The sequence below is a fragment of the Actinacidiphila polyblastidii genome (assembly GCF_036353415.1).
Taxonomy (GTDB): domain Bacteria; phylum Actinomycetota; class Actinomycetes; order Streptomycetales; family Streptomycetaceae; genus Actinacidiphila; species Actinacidiphila polyblastidii.
The window spans coordinates 81,810-100,252 of the sequence record NZ_JAZEWV010000021.1 but is presented as its reverse complement, the minus strand read 5'-3'; the positions used below and the strand labels follow the sequence as shown (position 1 = coordinate 100,252).

The 18,443-nt window shown below is 74.5% G+C and carries 11 protein-coding genes; 6 read left to right on the top strand and 5 right to left on the bottom strand.

The annotated features are described in order from the left end of the window. Positions 1–3: 3 nt before the first annotated feature. The 4 genes from V2S66_RS23015 (at position 4) to V2S66_RS23000 (ending at position 4,579) form a co-directional block, all read left to right on the top strand. Positions 4–891: a Gfo/Idh/MocA family protein gene (locus V2S66_RS23015; RefSeq protein WP_330797965.1), complete on the top strand. Its 888-nt coding sequence runs from the start codon at positions 4–6 to the stop codon at positions 889–891. A 191-nt stretch (positions 892–1,082) separates the two neighbouring features. Beyond that, positions 1,083–2,837: a bifunctional phosphatase PAP2/diacylglycerol kinase family protein gene (locus V2S66_RS23010; protein WP_330797964.1), complete on the top strand. Its 1,755-nt coding sequence runs from the start codon at positions 1,083–1,085 to the stop codon at positions 2,835–2,837. Next, positions 2,838–3,794 (top strand): YihY/virulence factor BrkB family protein, encoded by a 957-nt coding sequence (locus tag V2S66_RS23005; RefSeq protein WP_330797963.1) that lies wholly within the window; start codon positions 2,838–2,840, stop codon positions 3,792–3,794. Further along, the gene (locus tag V2S66_RS23000) at positions 3,791–4,579 is read left to right on the top strand and encodes a phosphatase PAP2 family protein (protein ID WP_330797962.1); all 789 of its coding nucleotides are present in this window, start codon (positions 3,791–3,793) and stop codon (positions 4,577–4,579) included. Before V2S66_RS23005 ends, V2S66_RS23000 begins: the two co-directional genes overlap by 4 nt. A 277-nt stretch (positions 4,580–4,856) precedes the next feature. On the opposite strand, the gene V2S66_RS22995 is transcribed toward V2S66_RS23000, so the two are convergent. Further along, positions 4,857–7,919 carry an alpha-L-rhamnosidase-related protein gene (locus tag V2S66_RS22995; protein ID WP_330797961.1) on the bottom strand — a complete coding sequence of 1,021 codons (3,063 nt, stop codon included), beginning with the start codon at positions 7,917–7,919 and terminating at the stop codon, positions 4,857–4,859. 281 nt (positions 7,920–8,200) lie between these two features. On the opposite strand from V2S66_RS22995, the gene V2S66_RS22990 reads away from it, so the two are divergent. Continuing rightward, positions 8,201–9,229, top strand: a complete 1,029-nt coding sequence (locus V2S66_RS22990; protein ID WP_330797960.1) for a YihY/virulence factor BrkB family protein — start codon at positions 8,201–8,203, stop codon at positions 9,227–9,229. A gap of 76 nt (positions 9,230–9,305) precedes the next feature. Here the strand turns inward: V2S66_RS22990 and V2S66_RS22985 are convergent, their stop codons facing one another. The 4 genes from V2S66_RS22985 to V2S66_RS22970 all read right to left on the bottom strand — a co-directional run bounded on the left by V2S66_RS22985 (position 9,306) and on the right by V2S66_RS22970 (position 13,432). Then, positions 9,306–9,614, bottom strand: coding sequence for a DUF3040 domain-containing protein (locus tag V2S66_RS22985; protein ID WP_330797958.1), 309 nt, complete (start codon positions 9,612–9,614; stop codon positions 9,306–9,308). A 269-nt stretch (positions 9,615–9,883) separates the two neighbouring features. Next, a complete protein-coding gene (locus V2S66_RS22980) occupies positions 9,884–10,615 on the bottom strand; it encodes a VOC family protein (RefSeq protein WP_330797957.1) in 732 nt (243 codons plus the stop codon). A 675-nt stretch (positions 10,616–11,290) separates the two neighbouring features. Next, the gene (locus V2S66_RS22975) at positions 11,291–12,124 is read right to left on the bottom strand and encodes an LLM class F420-dependent oxidoreductase (protein WP_330797954.1); all 834 of its coding nucleotides are present in this window, start codon (positions 12,122–12,124) and stop codon (positions 11,291–11,293) included. 189 nt (positions 12,125–12,313) lie between these two features. Further along, positions 12,314–13,432 (bottom strand): site-2 protease family protein, encoded by a 1,119-nt coding sequence (locus tag V2S66_RS22970; protein ID WP_330797952.1) that lies wholly within the window; start codon positions 13,430–13,432, stop codon positions 12,314–12,316. 436 nt (positions 13,433–13,868) lie between these two features. On the opposite strand from V2S66_RS22970, the gene V2S66_RS22965 reads away from it, so the two are divergent. Then, entirely contained in the window at positions 13,869–18,443 is a 4,575-nt protein-coding gene (locus V2S66_RS22965) for a HAMP domain-containing protein (protein WP_330797950.1), read from the top strand.

The window sequence follows — 18,443 nt, the reverse complement described above, 5'->3', positions numbered from 1 at the left end:
ACCATGACAGCGTCCCCCTCAGCCGAGCCGCCGGTCCGGGTCGGCCTGATCGGAGCGGGCCCCTGGGCCCGCGACATGCACGCCCCCATGCTGGCCGCCGGACCCGAGACCACCCTGACAGCGGTCTGGGCCCGGCGGCCCGAGGCCGCCGCCCTGCTGGCCGGCGCGCACGGCGCGGCCGTCGCCGGATCGCCCGAGGAGCTCTTCGACAGCTGCGAGGCGGTGGCGTTCGCCGTCCCGCCGGCCGTGCAGGCGCCGCTCGCGGTACGGGCCGCCCGCGCGGGCAAGGCGCTGCTGCTGGACAAGCCGCTGGGCGCCGACCTGGCCTCGGCGCGGACGGTGGCCGAGGCGGTCGGGACGGCCGGAGTGGTCTCGCAGCTGGTCCTGACCAAGCGGTACCACCCGGCGACGCGCGCCTTCCTCGCCGCGGCCGCCGCCGCCGAGGTGACCGGCGCCCGCTCCTGCTACCTGCACGGCGCCTTCCTCGACGGCGAGATGGCCACCGGCTGGCGGCTCAGCGAGGGCGCGCTGCTCGACCTCGGCCCGCACCTGCTGGACCTGCTCGACGCGTCGGTCGGCCCGATCGCCCGGCTGCGCGCCACCGGCGATCCGCGCCGCTGGGTGGAGCTGACCTGCGAGCACGAGAACGGCGCGGTGAGCCAGGCGTCGCTCTCGGGTTCCGTACGCCTGCCCAGGGCCCGTGCCCGCGTCGAACTCCTCGGCGCCGGCGAGGAGCTGACCTGGGACAGCGCGGGCGCCGGCCACCGCGAGAGCTGGCCGCTGCTGCGCTCCGAGTTCGCCGCGGCGGTCCGCACCGGCGTCCCTTCGCCGCTGGACGCCGCGCGCGGACTGCGGCTGCAGGAGCTGATCGCGATGGGCACCCGGGACTGACCGCCGGCGCGGCGCCTGCCGCGCGGCGGCGGGGCCGAGGTCGGCGGGCGACGGCGGGGCGACCAGGCGGGCGGTCCGGCGGGCTGGTGGTCTGTCCCCCTCGATCCGGGGTAGCCGGACCGATAGCCGCAGGCCCTGCGGCCTCCGGCGACGTGTCGCCGACACCGCTGCGAACGCCTCTGGGGGACGTCATGCCAACCGCCATCCCGGGGGGTTCCGTCGCGGAGCCCGGCCCACGGCCGGGCGCTGCCCGACCGGGCGCCCTCCGCTCAGGACGCGCCCCGGCCCTCACCACCGGCAGGGGCCTGGCCGCCGCCCGCATCACCGCGCTGACGGTCTGCCAGGCGGCCCTGCTGATCGGCTTCGGCCTGCTCATCACCGGCCCCGCGCGCCATGTCTGGCCGATGACCGTCGAGGACCGGGTCGACGAGGGGTTCGTACGGCTGCGCACCAGCGGTCTCGACACCGCCACCGCCTGGGGCTCGCAGGCCGGCAACACCGTGGCCATCGTCGCGCTCACGGTCGTGGTGTGCGGCCTGCTGGTGTTCGCGCCCCGGCTGCCGAAGTGGCGGGAGGCGGTCTTCCTCGCGACGGCCGTCTCGCTCCAGGCGCTGGTGTTCCTGGCGATCACCTCGGCGGTGGACCGCCACCGGCCCGAGGTGCACCGGCTCGACCACTCGCCGCCCACGTCGAGTTACACCTCGGGCCACACCGGCGCGGCGACCGCGCTCTACGGCGGCCTGGCGGTCCTGGTGCTGGCGCGGGCGCGGCGGCTCAGCCGCCCGTGGCGGATCGCCGTCGCCGTGCTGCTCCTGCTGATACCGCTGGCGGTCGGCACGTGCCGCATGTACCGCGGCATGCACCACCCCACGGACGTGGCGGGCGGCATGCTCAACGGCGCGCTGTCGCTGCTCGTCGTCGGCCGGTCGGTGCTGGCCGCCGACCGGGCGCCCGCGCCGCTGCCCGAGCACGCCGCCGACCTGGCGGTGGCCGAGGCGCGCCGCACCGCGACCCCCGTGCCGGGCACGGCCGTCGTGGTCGTCAACCCGGTCGCCACCGGCGAGGCGGACCGCGAGGCGCTGCGCCTGGTGCTGGAGCGGCACGGCCACGCCCGCGCCCGGTTCGTCGAGACCACCGCGGACGATCCCGGCGGCGGCCAGGCCCGGCAGGCCCTGGCGGACGGCGCGACGCTCGTCGTCGCGTGCGGCGGCGACGGCACCGTGACCGCGGTGGCCGACGCGCTGGCCGGCACCGGCGTCCCCCTGGCCCTGGCGCCGCACGGCACCGGCAACCTGCTCGCCCGCAACCTGGGCCTGCCGCTGGACGCCGCCGCGGCCCTCGACGCGGCGCTGGCCGGCGCGCCCCGACCCGTCGACCTCGGCCGGATCGAGGGCGACGGCCTGCCGGAGCGGTACTTCGTCGCGATGTCCGGGGCGGGTCTGGACGCCGCGCTGATGGAACGCACCCCGGAACGGGTGAAGTCGGCGGTGGGCTGGCCCGCGTACGTCCTGGCCGCGCTGCGCACGCTGCGCAGTCCCCGGATGGACGTCACGCTGCGGCTCGACGGCGGGGAGCGGGTGCGCAGCACCGCGCGGATGGTGCTCCTCGCCAACGTCGGCACCCTCCAGGCCGGCGCCGCGCTCGTGCCGGACGCCCGCTTCGACGACGGGCTGCTGCACGTCGTCCTGGTGGACCCGCACGGCCCGCTCGGGTGGCCGGCCGCGGTCGTGGGCGTCGTCCGCGGCGCTTCGGCGCGCACCCGGCCCGGCGCGCCCGGCGCCCGCTCCGCCGCGGTGACGGTGCACGCCTGCCGCGAGGCCGAGGTGGAGTTCGGCGCCGCGCAGCCGCGCGAGGTCGACGGCGACCCGGTCACCGCCGGGCGGCGGCTGAGCGCCCGGGTGGCGCCGGGCGCGCTCACCGTGCTGCTCCCGGACCGGGAGCGCTGAATGGGCACCGCACGGCGGGTACCGCAGACGCGCGCGATGGCCGGTGACGAGCTGTCGGTGGACGACGCCGTGGCCGCGCTGCGCCGGTACGGCCGCTGGCCGCTGGTGCGCGACGCGTACGTGCGCTTCCGCTACGCCGACGGCTTCAGCAACTCCCGCGCCCTGGCGCTGCAGATGGTGCTGACCGTGATCCCGCTGGCGATCGCCTTCGTGGGGCTGTCCACCGCCCTGCACGGGGACAGGATCGGCCGGGTCGCCGAGCTGGCGATCCAGCGGCTGGCCGCCGGCCCGAGCCAGCAGGTGGTCGAGGACGCCCTGGAGCGCAGCCGCCGGCACAACGGCGAGGGCACGCAGTTCGCGCTCTGGTTCGGCCTGGTCTTCGCGTGGCTGAACCTGACCACCGCGATGGCGCAGATCGAACGCGGCGCGAACCGGATCTACGGCATCGAGCGCGACCGGCCGTTCGTCCAGAAGTACACCCGGGGCCTGGTCATGTCGGTGACCGCCGGACTGCCGCTCGGCCTCGCGGCGCTCGTGATCGTGGCGGGCGCGGACCTGGGGTCGGCGGTGGTGTCGGTGTACCACCTGGGCGGCGGCACCTCGCTGGCCGTGTGGAACATCGCACGCTGGCCGGTCGGGCTGCTGCTGGCGCTCGCCGCGGCCAGCGTCATCTTCCGCCGCTCGCCCCGCCGCGAGCAGCCCGGCTACACCTGGCTGACCTTCGGCGCGGCCGTCTACCTGGGGCTGTGGGGCGCGCTGACCCTGCTGCTGGCGCTCTACGTACGGCTGAGCGGCTCCTTCGACACCGTGTACGGCCCGCTGAGCGCGTTCATGTCGCTGCTGGTGTGGACGTATCTGACCTCGATAGCCCTTTACCTGGGGCTGGCGTTCGCGGCCCAGCTGGAGGCCGCCCGCGCCAAGCGGCCGGCCCCCGTCCAGCCCGATCCGGGAGCATGACCGTGACGCACCACATCGTCCACACCGCGCAGGAGCGCCGTGCCGGCGCGGACCGCAAGTACGGCGCCCACCTGCTGGGTTCGGCCGTCGGCGCCGCGGGCGCGGCGGTCGCCTTCGGGCTGCTGCTCGTGCTGGTGGAGAGCAGCTGGCCGCCGCTGCGGCGGCTGGACACCGGCGCGGCGGGCCGGCTGCACCGGGTCGCCGTGGGTCACCACGGCTGGACGCGGACGCTGGAGTTCCTGTCGAACTGGATCTGGAGCCCGACCACGCTGCGCGTCGCGGTGGCGCTGCTCGTGGTGTGGCTGCTGCACCGCAGGGCGTGGCGGCTGGCGATCTGGGCGTCGGTGACGGCCGTCGCCGGCGGGCTCATCGGCGTGCTGGTGAAGGCGGTCGTCGAACGCGCCCGGCCGTCGCTGCCCGATCCGGTGACCCATGCCCCCGGCTACTCCTTCCCCTCCGGCCACGCCATGACCGCCACCACCTCCTTCGCCGTGTTCCTGCTGGTGCTGCTCCCGCTGGTGCCGCGCCGCCTGCGGTGGCTGTGCTGGTCCTTCGCGGGCGTCTCGGTGGTGGGCGTCGGCTTCACCCGGGTCGCGCTGGGCGTCCACTGGTGCAGCGACGTGATCGGCGGCTGGCTGCTGGGCCTCGCCGTGGTCGCGGCGACCGGGTGGGCGTTCGAGGTCTGGCGCACCGACACGGGCCGCCGCCGCACGCAGCTGCGGGAGGGCCTGGAGCCGGAGATCGAGCGGCCGGAGCCGGAGCCCTCCGCCCGCCCCGGCGGCTGACCCGCCACGGCCCGCGGTGCCGCCGCTGCCGCCGGCCGGCCGGGTGGCCCGCTGCGGGGGCGCGGCAGCGGGCGTAGCGTCGGAAGCGGCGGGCAGCGGCCGCGCACGGCGAGCACGGGAGGCGCACCGGCGCGTACGACGAGGGCCGGCCCGACTGGCACGCCACCTCCATGGTGCGCGAGCAGTCGGGCGGGGAGCTCCCCGCCCGAGCCGCCACCCCGCCCGCCGCGCGACTCCTCAGGGCATCAGGGCATCAGGGCATCAGGGCATCAGGGCATCAGGGCATCAGGAAACAGGACTTGACGGTGTTCGGCAGCGGATCGCCGAACACCGCGTTGGTGCAGGGGGCGCCGCCGGTGAGCGGCCGCGTGGTGTACGTCCCGGCGGCGCCGTAGGCCACGGTGCGGGCGCCGCTGAAGGAGCAGAGGCCGTTCTCGGGGGCGCAGTATGTCGATCCGGCCGGCCCGGCGACGGCCGGGCCCGTGTAGCAGGACTTGGCGAAGCCGTAGTCGGGGTCGCCGAGCGTCGCGTCGTCGCAGGAGGTGCCGCCGGTGACGGTGCGGTAGCCGAAGACGCCGTTCGCGCCGTAGGCGACCGACCGCGTGCCGGTGAACGCGCACGAGCCGTTCTGCTGGGCGCACAGGGTGTAGCCGGCCGGGGGCGTGCCGCCCGGGTTCGCGGCGATCGTGCGGGTGCCGGGCTGCACGCCGGTGAGGTCGACGTGGTCGCCGTCCCGGTGGGCGCCGCCGATGCCGCCGGTCGCCGTGAACGCGCCGCCGCTCCAGACCACGTGGCCGTCGACCGCGACGACGGGGTCGGCGGCGCCGTAGGTGGGCACCGCGATGGTGCCGCTGGTGCCCGCGGGCGCGGTCACGCTCATCGCGAAGGCGTCGCTGCCGGGCTCCCCCGCCCAGGACACCGCCACCGGGCCGTGCGGCGTCGGCGCCCGGCCCTCGGCCCAGGCCAGGTCGCCGGGGTGCGGCTGCACCGACCAGGTGGCGTATCCGGGCGAGGTCGGCTGGACGCCCAGCACGTAGCCCGACAGGGCGCTGGTCGGCGCGGTGGACCAGCCGTGCGCCAGGCTGGTGCCGGAGCCGAGCCCGGGGCTCCCGTCGGCGGCGGAGACGTTCTCCCAGAAGGTGCCGCCGGCGTAGGGACCGGGGGCGATCATGTGACCCCACACGGTGGAGAGCAGTTGCTCGGCGCCGCCGGTGTCGCCGGCCGCCAGCCGGGCCTGGAGTTCGTAGCCGCTGACGAAGGGGCTGACCAGCGCCCGCTCGCCCGCGTCGGAGGAGAACGGCAGTGGCCCGTAAGGGCTCGTCCACAGCCGGGACTTGAGCGCCGCGAGGATCGAGGCGGCCTTCCCCTCGGGCGCGACCCCGTAGAGGACCGCGAGGGCGTTGGCGTCCTGCGCGACCGACGAGGTCTGCGTGTCGCTGGTGCGGTACAGGCCGGTCGCGCTGTCGAACAGGTGGGCGTTGACCGCCGACTTCAGCGCCGCGGCCTGCTGGGTGTACGCGGCGGCCTGCGCGCTCTGCCCCGCGCCGGTGGCGAGTTGGGCGCCGTCGAGCAGCGCCCGGTAGTACAGGAGGTTGTACGCGGTGACCTCGCCGGTCTTGTCGCCGTCGTAGAAGTCCCAGTCGGCGCCGTCGGCACCGGTGGTGGCGAGCAGCCCGTTCCCGTCCAGCTGGGAGGCGTCCCAGGCGAGTTCGCTCCTGACGGCGGGCCACTCCTGCTGGATGAACGCGGTGTCGCCGGTGTACAGGTAGTAGGAGGCCAGGGCCAGCACCCAGTAGACGGAGTACGAGGCGGAGTAGCTGCCGGTGCTGCCGGGGGTGGGCGGTCCGGTGTGCAGCGGCGTCTGCGGCGGCTCGTCGCCGGCCACGAAACCGCTGGAGAGCTGGTAGCTGCCGAGGAGTTGCAGCGCGCCCTTGAGGTAGGCGGCGTTGCCGGTGGAGTAATAGGTGGTCGGGCCCTCGATGTTGAGGTCGCCGCTCCACACGGCGCGGTCGCGGGCGGCGCCGTCGAGGATGGACGGCAGGGCGTTGACGCCGGGCACGGTGAAGTCCGCCAGCGCCGAGGCGCTGCTCAGCGAGTTGCTGTAGAGGGTGGCGCCGCCGGCGGCCACCACGGTCAGGTTGCGGAACTGGGCCTCCTCTCCGTCGTATTCGCGCAGGCCCACGGTGCCGGCGGAGTACGCACGGGCGCCGGAGGGGAGCGCCGAGGTGTCGAGGGTGGCGACCTTGCGGCTGTCCACGGAGACCGTCAACGTGCCGCCGGACGCGGTCGTGGTGACGGTGTGCCAGCTGCCGGGCGCCAGTCCGGTGGGCAGCGGCGCGCTCCCGACGCTGGTGTACTGCCCGTCGTGCAGGTCGAGTTCCTGGAGGGTGTCGGGTGTTCCCGCGGTGTCGCCCGTGGCGTCGAGGATGAACACGTAGCCGTTGCTCGCGTCCTGGCCGCGCACCACCCAGCCGGCCTGGTCCGACACGATCCTGGTGTCGAAGGTGGTGGTGTAGTCGCTCCAGGCCGTGCCCTGTCGGAGCAGGCCGGCACTGCCGCCTGAGGCGTCGAGCACGCCCCCGGTGATCGCCCAGTCGCCGGGCAGCGAGCCGCTGGGGACGGAGTCGAGCTGGTCGGTGTAGGCGCCCGCGTACCAGAGCCGGTTCAGCTGGTCGGAGCTGGAGGCGAAGTACCCCTGGTAGCCGTCGGCGCCCGTCCGGTCGGCGATGTAGTGCAGGCCCGCGGCGCTCAGGGTGAGGGTGCCAGGGGAGGTGAGGGTGATCTGCTCGAACCGCTCGCCGCCCTGCTCGTGGCGGGCGGCGACGGTCCCGGGCGCGGAGACGGTGTACGCGTCGTGGCGGACCGGGTCGCCCTCGGCCCAGGGGGCGGCGGCGTCGCCCGTCGGGGTCAGGTACGGCAGCGACTGGCTGTAGCCGGCCTGCAGGGTGGGCGACCCGGACTCGGCCTGGACGTCGAAGTAGGGCAGTCCGCCGACGATCCTGCCGTAGTCGAGCACGACGGAGGCGGTCGGGCCGCCCGCAGCCATGGTCAGCGTGGTGGCGCCCGAGGCGCCGCACAGCAGGTTCTGCGCCCCGGTGACCGCGCCCGCCGTGCTCGTCACGGCCGCCGGGCAGACCGTCGCAGCGGACGGCGCCTCGACCTGGCTCTGCCAGTCGGGGGCCGCGGGCCAGGGGGTGGCCGCCGCCGCGAGGGCGGAGAGGCGGGCGGGGGCGGACGCGGCGGAGGCCGCGGGGGACGGCGCCCAGGCGAGGAACGCGAGCGCGCAGCTCAGGGCCGCGGTGGTGAGGCGGCGGCCGCGGGCACGCCGTTGGGTGGTCATGGCCGGCTCCGTGGGGGGAGGAGGGATGGAGTCGTTCGCGTGGGCGATTGAATCGTTTCATTCGGCTGTACCGGCGCTGACGGTATTGACCGGACCGCCGCGGGTCAATGGCTTCGCCGGACTTCTCCCCCGGCTCCTGCGGCCGGCGGCGGCCGAACGCGGATCGCGGCGGCCGACCGCGGCCGGTTCCGGCCGGACGCCGTACGGGCGACCGGACGCCGCACGGGTGAAACGCGCCCGGCGCGGCGCATGACGGGCCTGCCACCGGCAATCCGACAGGCATGGCCAGCCACGAACGCGCGTCAGAAAAGCCGGCACCCGCGGACCTCCCCACGCCCGGCCCCGGCGAACAGGTCCGTCGGCGGGAGCCGGACGAGCCCGCGCAGCTCCCGTCGCACTTGTGGCGGGCGGCCCTGCGGGGCACCCTCAAGGAGTTCCAGGCCGACGAGCTGAGCGACCGCGCCGCCGCGCTGACCTACTACAGCGTGCTCTCCCTCTTCCCGGCGCTGCTGGTGCTCGTCTCGGTACTGGGGATCGCCGGGCAGTCCACCACGGACAAGGTGCTGGAGAACGTCAGGAAGCTGGCGCCCGGCTCGGTGCGGGACGTCATCACCGACGCGGTGCGCCAGCTCCAGGGCAACGGCGGGCTCGGCTCGGTGCTCGCGGTGGTGGGCGTGCTGGTCGCCGTGTGGTCGGCCTCGGGCTATGTGGCGGCGTTCATACGGGCCTCGAACGTCGTCTACGACATTCCCGAGGGCCGTCCGGTCTGGAAGGTGCTTCCGGTGCGCCTCGCCGTGACCGTGGCGCTGATGGTCATGGCCGTCGCCAGCTCCCTGATCGTCGTGTTCACCGGCGGGCTGGCCCGCCAGGCGGGCACCGGCCTGGGCGTCGGCGACAGCGCGCTGACGGCGTGGTCGATCGCCAAGTGGCCGGTGCTCGTCCTGCTGGTCACCATGATGATCGCGGTCCTGTACTGGGCGTCGCCCAACGCCAAGGGCCGCGGCTTCCGGTGGGTGACGCCGGGCAGCTTCCTCGCGCTGGTGATCTGGATGGCGGCGTCGGCCGGCTTCGCGCTCTACGTCGCGCACTTCGCCTCGTACAACAAGACCTACGGCACGCTCGCCGGTGTCATCGTCTTCCTGGTGTGGCTGTGGATCACCAACCTGGCGATCCTGCTGGGCCTGGAGTTCGACGCGGAACTGGCCCGCCAGCGGGCCATCGCCGGCGGCTACCCGCCGGACAAGGAGCCCTACGTCGAACCCCGCGACACCCGGGCGTGGAGCGACGAGGAGCGCAGCCGCCTGGGGTGAGCGGGGCGCGTGCGGTCACCGGCGGGCCCGCGGCCCGGCGGTGGCCGCCGTCAGGTGACCGGTACGGCGCGGGCGCTCACTCGCGGTGCACGGGCGCGCGCGACGCCACCCAGCTTCCGGCGGCGACCAGGGCCACCACGCCGGTGCAGTAGAGCACCTCGGTGGAGGCGGTCACGCCGGCCACCACGAACAGGACGAGCGTGAGCACCGCGCACCAACCGGCGAAGCGGCGTATGCCGCGGCCGGTCTCCTCTCCCCCGTACCGCTCCGGGGGTGGCTCCTCGGCCGGCGGGGTGAGCGCCATGTGCGAGAGCTGCCGGGCCAGACCCGGATCGTCGTGTGCCAGTGACTGCTCGATGTCGGTCAGCACTCTGCGTTCGCGCACCGAAAGGCCCATCGTCGCCTCCAGCCGAGTTTCTGGGCCGGCCCCGAGAACCGTGTCCGACGACTACCCCCACCCGGGTGAGGGAAACGCGGGCCGGCGGCGGCCGGCGCGGGGGTCGACGCAGGCCGGCGGTGCCGTCGGCCCCGGCTCGGCGGCGCCCGCCCTGGGCGGGGGCGGCGGAACCCGGCCGACGAGGGTGCCCAGCGCGTCAGGGGGTCAGGGGGCCGTCCCTGGGACCGGCTCGGGGTGGCTGGGCCCCCGCGGCCCCGCTAACGGGGTGGCAGGACGCAGAACTCGTTGCCGTCCGGGTCGGCCATCAGCACCCGGCCGGCCGCGCCCGGCCCGTCGTCGAGGCGCGTCGCACCGAGGGAGACCAGCCGGTCGACCTCCGCCCGCTGGTCACCGCCCGCAGGTGGCGCGAGGTCGAAGTGCACCCGGTTCCTGCCGGTCCTGGGCGCCACCGGCGGGCCGCCCCAGGTGATCTTGGGGCCGCCGTGCGGGGACCGGATCGCGGTCTCCTGGTCCTGGTCCCAGACCAGCGGCCAGTCCAGCGCCGCGCTCCAGAAGTACCCCACCTCCTGCGAGCCGTCGCAGGCCAGCGCCCCCACGAAGCCACACTCGGCAAGGAAGCCGTTGCCCGCCTCGATGACGCAGAACTCGTTGCCCTCGGGGTCGGCGAGCACCACGTGGCCCTCTTCCGGGCGCTGGCCGACGTCGATGTGCCGGGCGCCGAGTCCGAGCGACCTGGCGACCGTCCTGCCCTGGTCCTCGGGCACGGCGCTCGTCAAGTCGAAGTGCATCCGGTTCTGCCCGGTCTTCGGCCCCTCGGCGGGAAGGAAGCGGAGCCGGAAGCCGGTGTCGTCACCCGGCAGCAGCGCGACGCCGTCGCCGCCGCCGGCCGGCTCGTCCGCGGTCTCCCAGCCCAGCACCCCGGACCAGAACCGGGCGACGCGCACGGGCTCCTGCGCGTCGAAGCAGACCGCGAACAGGTGACAGGTCATGGCGCTGGGCCTCTCCGATCCGCCGGCCGGCGGCTGCCGGCAGGGGCCGTCCCGGCCCCGCGTCCGGAAGGGTACGCATGTGGATGCGCTCCGCGCAGCCGGGTTTCCGGGGGGCGGGCGCAGGGGCCGACGCCTCGCGCCGCGCGGCCCGGCGCAGCCGCCGGACTGCCGGGCGGTGACCACCAGGCGCACCGGCTCGCGACGCCCCCGGCACGGCACCCCGCCGCGCTGCCGCAGCCGCAGCCGCCCGAGCACGCAGCCTCCGCTGGCCGCGCCGCGCGTGTGCGCCTCAGCCACCGGCCCGCCGGTGCGGTGACCGCGAAGGCCCACCAGCTCGCGCGTGCCGCGGCCCGGCGCAGTCAACGGCCCGCCGGTGCGCTGACCGCGAGCCGCACCGGCTCGCGACGCCCCCGGCACGGCAACCCGCTGCGCTGCCGCAGCCGCCCGAGCACGCAGCCTCCGCTGGCCGCGCCGCGCGTGTGCGCCTCAGCCACCGGCCCGCCGGTGCGGTGACCGCCAGGCGCACCAGCTCCTGACGCCGGGCACGGCAACCCGCTGCGCTGCCGCAGCCGCCCGAGCCTGCCCCGTACGAGGGCGACGTAGCCGCGGTGCGACGCACCGCACCGCACGCCGCCGCGGATCCTCGCGGTCACCGCACCGGGGCGGGCGCGGACTCTAGGACGCCTCGAAGCGGCGGACCGCCTCGGCGTACTCGTCGAGGAGCGTCAGCGTCTCGTCGCGCGGCCTGGTCGGAAGCATCAGGCCCACCTGGCCGATCCCGAGGTCCCGGTACTCGCGCCACCGGTCGGGGTCCTTCGGCGCGCCGAACATCGCGACCGGCACGTCGTGCCCCGCGCCCTCGCTCATCTCGGCGATCCGTCCGGCGAGCCGGTCGGCGGGCAGCGGGTTGGCGATCCAGCCCGCGTCGTGCCTGATCACGCGCCGCACCGCGGCGTTGGAGTCGCCGCCGATGTAGATCGGCGGGTGCGGCTGCCGGACCGGCTTCGGGCGCAGGTAGGCGGGGTCGAAGTCGACGAACTTGCCGTGGTACTCGGCCGGGTCGTTCGTCCACAGCGCCCTGATCGCCTCGATGCGCTCGTCCAGCAGCGCGCCGCGCGTCGCGGGGTCGGTGCCGTGGTTGCGCATCTCGTCGAGGTTCCAGCCGGCGCCGACGCCGAAGGCGAACCGGCCGCCGGAGACGAGGTCGAGGCTGGCGGTCTCCTTCGCGGTGATGATCGGGTCGCGCTGGACCAGCAGGGCGATCCCGGTGAAGAGCTGGATCCGCTCGGTCACCGCCGCGGCGACGGCGAGCGTCACGAACGGGTCGAGGGTCCGGTAGTAGGGGTCCGGCAGCTCGCCGCCGCCGGGGTACTCCGTCTCCCGGCTGGCCGGGATGTGCGTGTGCTCGGCGATGAGCAGCGAGTCGAATCCGCGTTCCTCGATCGCACGCGCCAGATCCGCCGGACCGATCCCGTCGTCGGTGACGAACGTGGAAATCCCGAACTTCATACAACTCCTCCTGCTTGTCGTGCCCCCACGTCACAATGACCGACGGTCCCGGTTCATTCCAGCACCCGCGGACCGGACGCGACCCGGGCACCCCGACGGACGCGCCGGGCACGGCCGTTCACCGCCTGGCCCCTCACCGCCGGCCGTTCACCGCCGCCCGCTCACCGCGGGACGCTCACCGCGGGACGCTCACCGGCCCGGCCGGCGCAGGGCGCGCCGCTGCACGATCCGGCCGATGTCCTCGGCGGTGACGATCCCGTCCAGCCGCCCGCCGTCCATGACCAGGATGGGCAGTCCGGTGCCGGCCGCCAGGCGGTCCAGCACGCGGTCAAGGAGTTCGTCGCCGCCGGCCAGCGTGCACTTGGACAGCGGCGTCGCGACGTCCCGTACCCGCAGGTCCTCCTGACGCCCCGCCGGGACCCCGGCCAGCCGCCGCAGCCGTACGACGCCGCTGGGCCTGCCCTCGAAGTCCACCAGCGGCAGCACCGAATGGCCCTCGCGCCCCGCGACCTCGGCGACGAAGCGACCGACCGTCAGCCAGTCCGGTCCGGTGGCGACCGGCGCGGCCATCGCCTCGGCGACCCGCACGCCGCGCAGCGCCGCGCTGAGTTCGGCGCGCCGCCGCTCGCGGGTGGAGGTGATCGCCACGAACACGCCGGCGAAGCCCAGCCACAGGCCGCCCGGCACCCCGTGCAGCAGCACCAGCCATCCGGCGGCGACCATGATCGTGCCGACGTACTGGCCGGTGCGCCCCGCCGTGCGGCGGGCGGCGTCACGGTCGCCGGTGCGCCACCACAGCGCGGCGTGCAGTACCCGCCCGCCGTCCAGCGGTGGGGCCGGCAGCAGGTTGAAGACGCCGAGCAGCAGGTTCAAGCCGCCCAGCCACCCCATCAGCGCGACGAGCAGCCGCCAGTCCAGGGCGGCCTCCAGACCGGTGGCGCCGCCCAGCAGCACCCCTCCTGCCACCAGGCTGGCCAGCGGTCCCACGCCGGCCACCGCGAACGCGGCCTTCGCGGTGGCCGGCTGCTCCATGCGTGTCGCTCCGCCGAGCGCCCACAGCGTGATGTCCCGGACCTGGACGCCCGCTCTGCGCGCGGCCAGCGCGTGCGCCGCCTCGTGGACCACCAGGCTGCCGAGCAGCAGCAGTGCGCCGGCCACCCCGGCGACCGCGTACCCGGCCGCCGACCGGCCCGGCGCGTAGTCGGGCAGCAGCCGGCCGCCCAGGAGGTAGGCGAACAGCAGCATCAGCAGCGGGACGCTCCAGTGCGCCCGCAGCGCCACCCCCCGGACGCTTCCGATCCGGATCACACGCTCATCGCCCTCATCCGTGGACAGGGGCGGCGGCACGAAGCCCCGCCCGCACGCGGCCGACCGCTGTCCGCCGCATCCCATGGTCGGGCACCGGCGCCGTGGAGCCGGGCCCGACATGCCCCCGGCGCCACGCGGCCGCGGCGAGCGTATCCGGCCGCGCCCCGGCGTGCCGGACCACCCTGCCGCGGCGCGCGGAGCCGCGCCCGCTCGTACAGCACGGCGCGGCGCGGCGTGCGGATCGTCCGCGCCGGCCGCCGGTTCCGGGGCCGGCGGAACGCGACCTGGGCGGGGGGGAGACGTCCCCGGTTCACGGTAATCTGCAAGTGGCCTGAGCCGTGTCCCGCGGCAGCGCCGGGACGAGCGTTCAGCCGTCGGCCCGGCGTGTGCTCCGGGGCGGTCGTGTTGCTTCGTGACGAGTGGGGGCTGAGGGACAGTGACGGCCGAGAGGGGTGCGCCGCAGGAGGAGCGCGGCGGGGCGGGCGAGGCCGGTACGGTCGGCGAGCCCGAGCTGCGCCAGCTGCTGGCGGGACTGACGGCGGTACGGGACGGTGACTTCGGCACCCGGCTCCCGGACGACGGCGAGGGTCTCCTCGGTGAGATCAACGGCGTCTTCAACGGCATGGCCGACCAGCTGTCGCTGTTCACCTCCGAGGTGACCCGGGTGGCCCGGGAGGTGGGCACCGAGGGGCGGCTCGGCGGGCAGGCCGAGGTGCCGGGCGTCTCCGGGACGTGGAAGGACCTCACCGACTCGGTCAACGCGATGGCCGGCAACCTGACGACACAGGTCCGCGACATCGCGCAGGTCGCCACGGCCGTCGCCAAGGGCGACCTCTCGCAGAAGATCGACGTCGACGCCCAGGGCGAGATCCTGGAGCTGAAGAACACCGTCAACACGATGGTCGACCAGCTCTCCTCCTTCGCCGACGAGGTCACCCGCGTCGCCCGCGAGGTCGGCAGCGAGGGGCGGCTCGGCGGGCAGGCCCAGGTGCCGAGCGTCGCCGGGGTCTGGCGCGACCTGACCGACTCGGTCAACTTCATGGCGGGCAACCTCACCGACCAGGTGCGGAACATCGCGCAGGTCACCACCGCGGTCGCCAAGGGCGACCTCTCGCAGAAGATCACCGTGGACGCCCGCGGCGAGATCCTGGAACTCAAGTCCACCATCAACACCATGGTCGACCAGCTCTCCTCCTTCGCCGACGAGGTGACGCGGATGGCGCGCGAGGTGGGCACCGAGGGACGGCTCGGCGGGCAGGCCGACGTCAAGGGAGTGTCGGGGACCTGGCGCGACCTGACCGACTCGGTCAACTTCATGGCGGGCAACCTGACCGCGCAGGTGCGGTCCATCGCACAGGTCGCCACGGCCGTCGCCAAGGGCGACCTCTCGCAGAAGATCACCGTGGACGCCCGCGGCGAGATCCTGGAACTCAAGTCCACCATCAACACCATGGTCGACCAGCTCTCCTCCTTCGCCGACGAGGTCACCCGCGTCGCCCGCGAGGTGGGCACCGAGGGACGGCTCGGCGGGCAGGCCGACGTCAAGGGCATCTCGGGCACCTGGAAGAACCTGACCGAGTCGGTGAACGTCATGGCCGACAACCTCACCGCGCAGGTCCGGTCGATCGCCGAGGTCACCACGGCCGTCGCCAAGGGCGACCTCTCGCAGATGATCCGCGTCGACGCGCGCGGGGAGATCCTGGAGCTGAAGGAGACCATCAACACGATGGTCGACCAGCTCTCCTCCTTCGCCGACGAGGTCACCCGCGTCGCCCGCGAGGTCGGCACCGAGGGGAACCTCGGCGGCCAGGCGACCGTGCGCGGCGTCTCGGGCACCTGGAAGGACCTCACCGACAACGTCAACGTGATGGCGTCGAACCTGACCGGCCAGGTGCGGTCCATCGCCCAGGTCGCCACGGCCGTCGCCCGCGGCGACCTGTCGGGGAAGATCACCGTCGAGGCGAAGGGCGAGGTGGCCGCCCTCGCCGACGTGATCAACACCATGGTGGACACCCTGTCGGCCTTCGCCGACGAGGTCACCCGCGTCGCCCGCGAGGTCGGCACCGAGGGCATGCTCGGCGGGCAGGCCCGGGTGCCGAACGTCGCGGGCACCTGGAAGGACCTGACCGACAACGTCAACTCGATGGCGAACAACCTGACCGGCCAGGTCCGCAACATCGCGCAGGTCACCACAGCCGTCGCCAACGGCGATCTGACGAAGAAGATCGACGTCGACGCCCGCGGCGAGATCCTGGAGCTGAAGACCACCATCAACACGATGGTCGACCAGCTGTCCTCGTTCGCGGCCGAGGTCACCCGGGTGGCGCGCGAGGTGGGCAGCGAGGGGCGGCTCGGCGGGCAGGCCGAGGTCGAGGGGGTCTCCGGGACCTGGAAGCGCCTGACCGAGAACGTCAACGAGCTCGCCGGCAACCTGACCCGCCAGGTCCGCGCCATCGCCGAGGTGACCAGCGCGGTCGCGGAGGGCGACCTGACCCGGTCGATCACCGTGGAGGCGTCCGGCGAGGTCGCCGACCTCAAGGACAACATCAACGCCATGGTGGGGTCGCTGCGCGAGTCCACCCGGGCCAACCAGGAGCAGGACTGGCTCAAGTCGAACCTCGCCCGCATCTCCGGCATGATGCAGGGCCACCGCGACCTCCCGCTGGTGGCCAGGCTCGTCATGCAGGAGCTGACGCCGCTGGTCGGTGCGCAGTTCGGCGCCTTCTACCTCGCCACCGAGGAGACCAGCAGGCCCGGACTGGTGCAGATCGGCGGCTACGGCTCGCCGGACGACCCGACCGAGGGCGCCCGGCGGTTCGCCTTCGGCCAGTCCCTCGTCGGGCAGGCCGCCTCCAGCCGCCAGACCATCGCCATCGAGGACGTGCCGGCCGGCTACGCGACCATCTCCTCGGGCTTCGGCCAGTCCGACCCGGCCAGCCTGATCGTGCTCCCCATCGTGGTCGAGGACCAGGTCCTGGGCGCCATCGAACTCGCCTCGGTGCACCGGTTCAGCACCGTGCAGCGGGACTTCCTCGAGCAGTTGCGGGAGACCATCGGCGTCAACGTCAACACCATCATCGCCAACGCCCGCACCGACGAGCTGCTCGACGAGTCGCAGCGGCTGACCGCCGAACTGCAGGCGCGCTCGCAGGAGTTGCAGGTCCGGCAGGAGGAACTCCAGTCCTCCAACGCGGAGCTGGAGGAGAAGGCGGCGCTGCTGGCCACCCAGAACCGCGACATCGAGACGAAGAACCTGGAGATCGAGCAGGCCCGGCAGGAGCTGGAGACCCGCGCCCAGGAGCTGTCCCTCGCCTCGAAGTACAAGTCCGAGTTCCTGGCCAACATGAGCCATGAGCTGCGCACCCCGCTCAACAGCCTGCTCATCCTCGCGCAGTTGCTCACCCAGAACCCGGGCCGGAACCTGACGGTCAAGCAGGTGGAGTACGCGGAGATCATCTACTCGGCGGGCTCGGACCTGATGCAGCTGATCAACGACATCCTCGACCTGTCCAAGGTCGAGGCCGGGAAGATGGACATCGCTCCCGAACGGGTGCCGCTGCGCCGGCTGCTGGACTACGTGGAGGCCACGTTCCGGCCGGTGACCAGCCAGAAGGGGCTGCGGTTCGAGATCGTCACGGCGCCGGACGTGCCGTCGAACCTGGTCACCGACGACTCGCGCCTGCGGCAGGTGCTGCGCAACCTCCTGTCGAACGCGGTGAAGTTCACCGAGAGCGGCAGCGTCGAGCTGCGGATCGAGCCGGCGGCGGGCGAGGACCTGCCGCCCGCGGTCCGTGGCCACGGATCGGCCATCGCGTTCCGGGTCACCGACACCGGCATCGGGATCGCGCCCCAGCAACTGGAGGTGATCTTCGGCGCGTTCCAGCAGGCCGACGGGACCACCAGCCGCAAGTACGGCGGCACCGGCCTGGGGCTGTCGATCAGCCGGGAGATCGCCTATCTCCTCGGCGGCTCGATCAGCGTCGACAGCGCACCGGGCCGGGGCAGCACCTTCACCTTCTACCTGCCGGTGGCGCGCCAGGACTTCCAGGAGCTCGCCGACGCCGCGGGCGGCGGGGACGCGGCGCAGGGCGCCACCGCCGCCATCCCCGGCCAGTCCTCCGCGGCGGCCGCGCCGCAGGCCCAGCCGCGCCGTCTGCTGGTGATCGAGGAGCAGCCGCGCGGGCTGCTGTCCATGGTCGCCGAGAGCGCCCGCACCGACCTGGTGGAGGCCCACGACACCGCGGCCGCTCCCGCGTCCGTCGAGATCGTGAACGCGGTCGGCGCCACCGACGCGGCCACCGCGCTGGCCGCCGAGGCGTGCCACTGCGTCGTGCTGGACCTGGGCATGTCCGACGGGGCCGCGCTGCGGTTCATCGAGGCCATGGACGCCGACCCGGCGCTGCGCTCGGTGCCGGTGCTGGCGCACAACAGCCGCCGCCTGGACAGCGCGCAGGAGCAGGCGCTGCAGTCGCGGAGCGCCACCCGCCCGCTGGAGCTGCTGTCGGGCCTGGACGAGCTGCGGGAGCGGATCGCCCTGCACCTGTCCGCGGAACGCCCCGGCGACGTGCCGTCACTGCTCGCGGCGGACCACGCGGACCAGCCCGCGCCCGCGGTGGTGCCGGTCGGCGACCCGCTGCTCAGCGGCCGTACGGCGCTGGTGGTGGACGACGACCCCCGCAACCTGTACGCGCTCACCGGCATCCTGGAGCTGCACGGCATGAACGTGCTGCACGCCGAGAACGGCCGCGCCGGGATCGAGACGCTCACCGGCCACACGGGCATCGACATCGTCCTGATGGACGTGATGATGCCCGAGATGGACGGCTACACCGCCACCGCCGCCATCCGCGACATGCCCCGCTACAGCGGCCTGCCCATCATCGCCGTGACGGCCAAGGCGATGCCCGGCGACCAGGAGAAGAGCATGGCCTCGGGGGCGAGCGACTACATCACCAAGCCCGTCGACGCCGACCACCTCATCGCACGGGTGCGCCACTGGCTGGACGTGTGA

What these genes read in the sequence shown, in the direction of transcription:
- V2S66_RS23015 (WP_330797965.1), top strand. Translation starts at nt 4, where the DNA reads ATGACAGCGTCCCCCTCAGCCGAGCCGCCGGTCCGGGTCGGCCTGATC.
- V2S66_RS23010 (WP_330797964.1), top strand. Translation starts at nt 1,083, where the DNA reads ATGCCAACCGCCATCCCGGGGGGTTCCGTCGCGGAGCCCGGCCCACGG.
- V2S66_RS23005 (WP_330797963.1), top strand. Translation starts at nt 2,838, where the DNA reads ATGGGCACCGCACGGCGGGTACCGCAGACGCGCGCGATGGCCGGTGAC.
- V2S66_RS23000 (WP_330797962.1), top strand. Translation starts at nt 3,791, where the DNA reads ATGACCGTGACGCACCACATCGTCCACACCGCGCAGGAGCGCCGTGCC.
- V2S66_RS22995 (WP_330797961.1), bottom strand. Translation starts at nt 7,919, where the DNA reads ATGACCACCCAACGGCGTGCCCGCGGCCGCCGCCTCACCACCGCGGCC.
- V2S66_RS22990 (WP_330797960.1), top strand. Translation starts at nt 8,201, where the DNA reads ATGGCCAGCCACGAACGCGCGTCAGAAAAGCCGGCACCCGCGGACCTC.
- V2S66_RS22980 (WP_330797957.1), bottom strand. Translation starts at nt 10,615, where the DNA reads ATGACCTGTCACCTGTTCGCGGTCTGCTTCGACGCGCAGGAGCCCGTG.
- V2S66_RS22975 (WP_330797954.1), bottom strand. Translation starts at nt 12,124, where the DNA reads ATGAAGTTCGGGATTTCCACGTTCGTCACCGACGACGGGATCGGTCCG.